The sequence below is a fragment of the Marinibacterium profundimaris genome (genome assembly GCF_002210095.1).
In the GTDB taxonomy this organism is placed as follows: domain Bacteria; phylum Pseudomonadota; class Alphaproteobacteria; order Rhodobacterales; family Rhodobacteraceae; genus Marinibacterium; species Marinibacterium profundimaris.
This window is the reverse complement of record NZ_AQQR01000025.1, coordinates 46,695-54,331: the sequence shown is the minus strand read 5'-3', so window position 1 is coordinate 54,331 and position 7,637 is coordinate 46,695. Positions and strand designations below refer to the sequence as shown.

At 65.5% G+C, this 7,637-nt stretch carries 5 protein-coding genes; 4 read left to right on the top strand and 1 reads right to left on the bottom strand.

Annotated elements, in window-relative coordinates; all coding sequences use genetic code 11:
• Positions 1-215: 215 nt before the first annotated feature.
• Positions 216-716, bottom strand: a complete 501-nt coding sequence (locus ATO3_RS25520; RefSeq protein WP_088652699.1) for an Lrp/AsnC family transcriptional regulator — start codon at positions 714-716, stop codon at positions 216-218.
• Between the two features lie 459 nt (positions 717-1,175).
• On the opposite strand from ATO3_RS25520, the gene trxB reads away from it, so the two are divergent.
• The 4 genes from trxB to ATO3_RS25500 all read left to right on the top strand — a co-directional run bounded on the left by trxB (position 1,176) and on the right by ATO3_RS25500 (position 7,583).
• Positions 1,176-2,141, top strand: coding sequence for a thioredoxin-disulfide reductase (gene trxB, locus ATO3_RS25515; protein WP_088652698.1), 966 nt, complete (start codon positions 1,176-1,178; stop codon positions 2,139-2,141).
• Positions 2,142-2,421: 280 nt separating this feature from the next.
• Positions 2,422-3,735, top strand: a complete 1,314-nt coding sequence (locus ATO3_RS25510) for a hypothetical protein (RefSeq protein ID WP_088652697.1) — start codon at positions 2,422-2,424, stop codon at positions 3,733-3,735.
• Positions 3,736-3,971: 236 nt separating this feature from the next.
• Positions 3,972-5,669, top strand: a complete 1,698-nt coding sequence (locus ATO3_RS25505) for an adenylate/guanylate cyclase domain-containing protein (RefSeq protein ID WP_088652696.1) — start codon at positions 3,972-3,974, stop codon at positions 5,667-5,669.
• Between the two features lie 195 nt (positions 5,670-5,864).
• Positions 5,865-7,583, top strand: a complete 1,719-nt coding sequence (locus ATO3_RS25500; RefSeq protein ID WP_088652695.1) for a bifunctional sulfate adenylyltransferase/adenylylsulfate kinase — start codon at positions 5,865-5,867, stop codon at positions 7,581-7,583.
• Positions 7,584-7,637: the final 54 nt, after the last annotated feature.

Genomic DNA, 7,637 nt, shown 5'->3' with positions numbered 1-7,637 from the left:
ATCATAGCTTATGTCAGTGTCCGAAATTTGGGGGGTAGCTCAACCCTAACCCCACCGCCAATACTAGCGCGCTAATCATCGCTCAGCCCTCCCGTCGGGCTGGTGCGTTTGATACATAAGGCCGGGTATTTGGGCCAAGAAGAAGACAGGGGTATGGCGCCGCGCGGATGCGGTGCTGCGGATGTCGGGCGGCGCGATTGGTCGTGCCCGGGTGGTCAGGCGCTGCGGCTGAGGCGTTCCTCGAGGATGTCGAAGGGGACGCCGGGGTCGTCCTTGGCGCCGCGGATCACCAGCGAGGTCTTCACGCTGGCCACGGTCGGATGCTTGAGCAGGGCGTCGGTCAGGAAGGACTGGAAGGTCGACAGGTCCGGCGCCACGCATTTCAGCATGAAATCGACCTCGCCGTTCAGCATGTGGCATTCGCGGACCAGCGGCCAGGCGCGGCAGCGTTCCTCGAAGGCCGAGAGATCGGCTTCGGCCTGGCTGGACAGGCCGACCATGGCGAAGACCTGGACCTCGAACCCCAGTTCGCGGGCGTCGACCTCGGCGTGGTATCCACGGATGTAGCCGGCTTCCTCGAGCGTGCGCACGCGGCGCAGGCAGGGCGGTGCCGAGATACCGACACGGCGGGCAAGTTCGACATTTGTCATGCGACCGTCGGCTTGCAGCTCCGCCAGGATTTTGCGATCGATCGGGTCGAGGCGGGTCGTGGCCATCGTGCTCACCTCCGTTTTGCATTTCTTATAGCAGTGCGCAGTCTCTGCGCAATAATCTTTCGCTGCGGCGCAGTACAGCCTGAAAATGACAATCCTGCAAAGAGATGCTTAACATCGCGCAGGAGTGACCAACCGGACGCCGTCGTGCCCCTTGTTCTGCCCCTTGCCACAGCCGCGTGCCCTGCGCCAGAGCCTGCCGCGCGGTGGCGCGACAAAGCGGGCATGCAGGGGCGGCGGGCCCGCCGAATGGGGGGGGGCGCCGGGGGCACGGGGGGGCTGCCCAAGGGCTGGCCGGCGCTGTTGGCACCGGGCCGGGCGCTGAAAAACCGGCGGCCCGGCGGCGGCGTCCGGGTCAATCGCGGCCCTGTGCCCGGGTGGGGGTTTCGTTGCGCGGCGACAGCGCCTATATCCGGTCTCCGTTATAAGTCCCGCCGCCGCCAGATCCACGGGAGACATCTCATGAGCGACACGCGTCACACCAAGGTCCTGATCATCGGCTCCGGCCCGGCCGGCTACACGGCCGCCGTCTATGCCAGCCGCGCCATGCTGGAGCCGCTTCTGGTCCAGGGTCTGGAGCCCGGCGGCCAGCTGACCACCACCACCGAGGTCGAGAACTGGCCCGGCGACACCGAGGTGCAGGGCCCCGACCTGATGGTCCGGATGGAGGCCCATGCCAGGGAGATGGGGACCGAGATCATCGGCGACATCATCTCGGATCTCGACCTGTCGAAGCGGCCCTTTACCGCGAAAGGCGACAGCGGCACGACCTACACCGCCGACGCGGTGATCCTGGCCACCGGCGCGCGCGCCAAGTGGCTGGGGCTGGAGACGGAGGAGGCCTTCAAGGGCTTCGGCGTCTCGGCCTGCGCCACCTGCGACGGGTTCTTCTACCGCGGACAGGAGATCGTCGTGGTCGGCGGCGGCAACACCGCCGTGGAAGAGGCGCTGTTTCTCACGAATTTCGCCTCGAAGGTCACGCTGATCCACCGCCGGGACGAGCTGCGGTCCGAGAAGATCCTGCAGGAGCGGCTGTTCGCCAATCCCAAGATCGAGACCCTGTGGTTCCACGAGCTGGCCGAGGTGGTGGGCACCGACAATCCCAAGGGCGTCGAAGCCGTCCGCGCGCGTGACGTGCGCACCGGCGAGATCACCGAGATCCCGGCCAAGGGCGTCTTCATCGCCATCGGCCACGCGCCGGCCAGCGAGTTGGTCAAGGACCAGCTGGAAACCCACATGGGCGGCTACGTGAAGGTCGAGCCGGGCACCACGCGGACCTCGATCCCCGGGGTCTTTGCCGCCGGCGACCTGACCGATCACGTCTATCGCCAGGCCGTGACCAGCGCCGGCATGGGCTGCATGGCCGCGCTGGATGCCGAGCGATTCCTCGCGGCGCAGGATGCGAAAATTCCCGCAGCGGCAGAGTAATTGGACCCAAATGTTCGCTGGATGACTGTTTAAGCGGCTTTATGGCCAAATAGATTGCATCGCAAAGATGTCCCATTCAGGCTCCCCTCGCCGGGGGGCCTGTTTTGTGTTTCGGACACCTCTCCCCGGTGTGGTAAAGTGTAAGGGAGGAAGTCCATTGGGACGTTTTAATACTTTTAGACAGAGCGTAGCGGCCGAAGAAGAAGAACCGAACGACTCTTTTCTGTCTAACTTTTTCCGTTTTCTCGAAGACCTGCGCGACCGCCTGTTTCCAGTCGGCGTGAATGCGGACGGCTCGCTCGAATTGCGGCAGGACGGGGATTACACCGTTGAATACTACAACAATTTCGTTCTGGTCCGGCCCGAGGGCGGTCGCCCGACCATTTTCGACCTGACAACCTGGAGCGAGCGGTCGATCCAGGTGGAGGACCTCGGGCGGGTCAGTTTCGAGGGCGGCGAGCCGGACAACATCGGCATTTCGGGCGTGGGCTTTATCGGTGCGGACGAGAGTGGCACGCAACAGGCTGAAACCGAAACCGATATAGATGAATTCCTTGCCGAACAGCTGGCAACGACAGATGCCGGATCGCTGGCGCAGACGCTGACAATTGACGGGTCGAAGGCCAATACATTCGCGGTGATCTGGGAATACCTGGACGACGGCTATGTGGCGGACGGCTATTACGCGCCGGTGAACGAAAATTTCGTGCGGCTGGGCATTGCCTATGCGGATTACCTTGAGGATGGCGGCGCGCCGCTGACCGATCTGATCGGGAAGTTCACCCCGGACGGGCCGGATGGCGACCTGGTGCCCGAGCGACTGCAGTCGCTGCATGACAACCTGCTGGGCAACCTGGGCCGCGACGCGATCGAGGATCGCTTCGACGGTGCGCTGGAGGCCGAGCTGATCGCGGCGGTCGAAGCCGTCGATCCCGACCTGCTCGACCGGACCTATTATTCCGGCGCGGACAACAAGGGCGAGGATTACGACGCCGTGCGCGCCTATGATTACGACAAGGGCTATGCGCGGACCGATTTCATCGACCGGTTCTTCGGTGACCTGGACGACCGCGCCACCGACGACCAGGACGGCGACGAGATGATCTTCGGTGACGGGAATTCCGCGACGAATTACGCGGTTTCCCGCCACGAGGGCGCCGGCGTCGAACTGGCGCTCAAGGCCAAGATCCGGTTCGGCGGTGACGTGGACGAAGACGATGTCACCTACAACGCCGACGGCACGGCCACCTTCGACCTCGAAGCGACCCCGGCCTCGACCGACCGGATGGAATGGAACATCGACTGGGCCGCGACGATCACCGAGGCCGGCGATGACGATGACTTCACCTTCCGCTTTCTTGCCGACGTGGACGGCAGCGCGGCGGAGGATTTCGTCGATCTCACCGAAACCGGGTCGGAATACAGCGACGATCTCTTCTCCGATGGCGATCTGCAGAACTCGTGGAACTACGGCTTCTTCACCGACGACGTCTTCGACACGACGAATGCCGCCGGGCTTTATACCGTGCGGCTGGAGGCCTATGACGCGGATGAGCTGATCGCGGCGCAGGAGATCTATCTCGACGTTGCCTAAGGTGTGACACGACGGGCGCCGCCGGGGCCTTGTGGTCCGGCGGTGCCGCCCCGACCCCGGAGGGCGCAGTGCCCCCACCCGCCCCCCGGGGGTATTGCCTGCCTCCGGGTCGGATATTGTTGAGCCGGTGCCGTCAGCCCGGCTGTGGCATGAGGACGGGGGCCGGCGGATCCCATTGACCCTTGCAGGGCCGCTGGCCATGGTGCCGCCATGACGCAGTACCGGGTCAGGACCAGATGAGCGCGCTCTGGCGCGGAAGCCGCGTGGCGAAACTGCGCATCGCGAGCGGCCTTGTCCTTTTTACCCATGCCCTGCTGCATTTCCTGAACCTCGGGCTGGTCCTTGTCTCGGTCGAGGCGGCGGCGGCGATGCAGGCGGCGCGCCAGGTCGTGCAGCTTTCAGCCCCGGGCACCGTGCTGCTTTACGGGGCGCTGCTGACGCATGTGGCCCTGGCGCTGGCCCGGCTGGTCACGCTGCGCCGGTTCCGGATGCCGCTGGCAATCTGGGTGCAGTATCTTTTCGGGCTGGCGATCCCGGTCCTGTTGATCCCGCATTTCACCTTTGTCCGTGGCGCCCAGCAGGGCTTTGACGTGGATGTCGAGATCGGCTTCATCGCCGGGCTGATCTGGGGCACGCCGGATGGCTGGCGGCAGGGGCTGCTGTTGCTGCTGGTCTGGATCCACGGCTGCATCGGGCTGCACATGTGGCTGCGCCTGACGCGCTGGTGGCCCCGGTGGGAGCCGGTGATGGCCGGACTGGCGGTCTTCGTGCCGACCTGGGCGCTGGCCGGTTACGTGACCGAGGGGCGGCGGATCTCGGGGCTGCTGGCCGACCCGGCGATCGCCCCGGCGGTGCGGGAGGTCTACAACTGGCCCGACGCCGCTGCCTTCGTCAGCCTGATGCGCCTGCAGGACGGCACGAAGATGGCCTTCTTCGCGGCGCTGGGTGCTGCGGTGCTGGCTTGGATCATCCGCCGCCTGCTGGCGCGGCGTGGCACGGTGCGCATCAGCTATGTCGGCGGCCCCACCGTCACCACCCGGCGCGGGCCCACCTTGCTTGAGATCAGCCGCGCCCATGACGTGCCCCATGCGGCGCTGTGCGGCGGGCGCGGGCGCTGTTCCACCTGCCGGGTCATCGTCGAGGAGGGTGCGGACCAGTTGCCGCCACCGTCCGAGGCCGAGGCCCGAACCCTGGCCGCCGTCAACGCTCCGCCCGGCGCGCGGTTGGCCTGCCAGATGCGCCCGGCCGAGTCCCTGACCGTATTCCGCGTCTTCCGCAACGACGGGCGCCGGCACCGCGCCCATGCAAGCCAGGGCGAGGAGCGGCGCCTGGCGATCCTGTTCCTCGACATCCGCGGCTTCACGGCGCGCACGGCGGGGCAGTTTCCCTATGACGTGGTGTTCCTGCTGAACCGCTTCTTCGATGCGATCGTGCCGCAGATCACCGGATGTGGCGGCATCGTGGACAAGTACCTGGGCGACGGGCTGCTGGCGGTCTTCGACGGCCGGGACGAGGCCACCTCGGCCCGCATGGCGCTGCGGGCGGCCGAGGGCATCGGATCGGCGCTGGCCACGTTCAACGCCACGTTGCGGGCCGAGGGCGCGGCCCCCGTGCGCATCGGCATCGGCCTGCACCTGGGCGACCTGGTGATGGGAGAGATCGGCGCGGCCGGCAACGCGCCGCGCACGATCATCGGCGACACGGTCAACGCCGCGAGCCGGCTGGAGGGCGAGACCAAGACGCTGCAGGTCGAGTTGCTGATCTCCGGCCCGCTGCTGCGGGCGGCGGGGCATGACACCAGCGGGCTGCCCATGGTCTGGCTTGAACTGCGCGGCCGCGACGCACCGCTTGATGCGCTGCCGGTTTCCCGTGCCGAGCGACTCGACAGCGCGCTGGTGCAGCCGGGTACAGCCGGGGCGGAAATGCGTGAGTAACCAAAGGACACATTTCCCACAGAAAGCGGAAAATCACCGATGTCTTTCATATATCAGCGGATTATGCAGGATATTCGGACAAAGCATCCGAATTCATTCAACGGACGCTAGACTTTCTGCATCCGCACGGTCTATGCCGCGCCCGACCGGACGGTATTCCGGCCGCCCAGCGGAAGAACCATCGAGAGATTTGTAATGACAGTGCTTAGCAACCTGGCCCCGATCCCCGAACTCTACGTGTCCTACGACAGCGCGGAGAAGCTCAAGGTCGAGGCCGGCAATTTCAAGAGCCACGACCTGACCCCGCGCCAGATCTGCGATCTGGAGCTGCTGATGAACGGTGGGTTCTCGCCGCTGAAGGGCTTTCTCTCGGAAGAAGATTACAACGGTGTCGTCGAGAACATGCGCCTGGCCGACGGCTCGCTGTTCCCGATGCCGATCACGCTGGACGTGTCCGAGAAATTCGCCGACACGATCGAGATCGGCGAAGACATCGCGCTGCGCGATCAGGAAGGCGTGATCCTCGCCACCATGACCGTCACCGACAAGTGGGTGCCGAACAAGTCGAACGAGGCCGAGAAGGTCTTTGGCGCCGATGACGACGCGCATCCGGCGGTCTATTACCTGCACAACCAGGCCGGCAAGGTCTACCTGGGCGGTCCGGTCACCGGTATCCAGCAGCCGATCCACTACGATTTCCGCGCCCGCCGCGACACCCCGAACGAGCTGCGCGCCTATTTCCGCAAGCTCGGCTGGCGCCGCATCGTCGCGTTCCAGACCCGGAACCCGCTGCACCGCGCCCACCAGGAGCTGACCTTCCGCGCCGCGAAAGAGGCCCAGGCCAACCTGCTGATCCACCCGGTCGTCGGCATGACCAAGCCCGGCGACGTCGATCACTTCACCCGCGTGCGCTGCTACGAGGCGGTGCTGGACAAGTACCCGGGATCGACCACCACCATGTCGCTGCTGCCGCTGGCGATGCGCATGGCCGGCCCGCGCGAGGCCGTCTGGCACGGGATCATCCGCAAGAACTACGGCTGCACCCATTTCATCGTCGGCCGCGACCACGCCGGCCCGGGCAAGAACTCGGCAGGCGAGGATTTCTACGGCCCCTACGATGCACAGGACCTGTTCCGCGAGCACCAGGAAGAAATCGGCATCGAAATGGTCGACTTCAAGCACATGGTCTACGTGCAGGAACGCGCCCAGTACGAGCCCAACGACGAGATCGCCGACAAGGATGACGTGACCATCCTGAACATCTCGGGCACCGAACTGCGCCGCCGCCTGTCGGAAGGGCTCGAGATCCCCGAATGGTTCTCCTTCCCCGAGGTGGTCGCAGAGCTGCGCAAGACCAAGCCGCCGCGCTCGCAGCAGGGCTTCACCGTGTTCTTCACCGGCTTCTCCGGCTCGGGCAAGTCGACCATCGCCAACGCGCTGATGGTCAAGCTGATGGAGATGGGCGGCCGTCCGGTCACCCTGCTTGACGGCGACATCGTGCGGAAGAACCTCTCGTCCGAGCTTGGCTTCTCGAAAGAGCACCGCGACCTGAACATCCGCCGCATCGGCTACGTGGCATCCGAGATCACGAAGAACGGCGGCATCGCCATCTGCGCGCCCATCGCGCCCTATTCCGCGACACGGCGCGCCGTCCGCGAGGATATCGAGCAATATGGCGCCTTCGTCGAAGTGCATGTCGCCACCTCGATCGAGGAATGCGAACGCCGCGACCGCAAGGGGCTCTACAAGCTGGCGCGGGAAGGCAAGATCAAGGAATTCACCGGGATTTCCGACCCCTACGACGTGCCCGAGCACCCCGAACTGCGGCTGGACACCGAGAATGTCGATGTCGACAACTGCGCACACCAGGTGATCCTGAAGCTGGAAAGCATGGGGCTGATCGCCGCCATCTGATCCGGCTGCACCCGAACAGACGAAACGGCCCGCGATGCGCATCGCGGGCCGTTT